Source organism: Pseudomonas viridiflava, assembly GCF_900602065.1.
Classification (GTDB): domain Bacteria; phylum Pseudomonadota; class Gammaproteobacteria; order Pseudomonadales; family Pseudomonadaceae; genus Aquipseudomonas.
Window position 1 is genome coordinate 1 of the sequence record NZ_UWFN01000333.1, and the last position, 279, is coordinate 279.

Genomic DNA, 279 nt, shown 5'->3' on the forward strand with positions numbered 1-279 from the left:
GTACCCGCCTGTGGCCACGATTGGCAGCAGTCAGTTGCTGGATGGATGGGCCTAGCCACGGGTACGCAACGCGACTGGCGTCGCATTTTCCTCAGGCCCGGTGGCTGCCCAAAGGCTTGCTCGCTACCGAAGGCGTGCTCAGCATACCGGTGGGCGCCGGGCCGGGTTGTCCACTGGCAATCGGCAGTCACCACCTCGAATTTCTCGACGAAAACGGCTCGTCGCGTGGTGCCCACTCGCTGCGTATGGGTGAGACTGTCCAAGTACTTTTGACCACCG

At 62.7% G+C, this 279-nt stretch carries 1 pseudogene; it reads left to right on the top strand.

The window, feature by feature from the left end:
• Window positions 1-279: pseudogene (locus EE949_RS25665) on the top strand (GH3 family domain-containing protein); the annotation flags it as partial.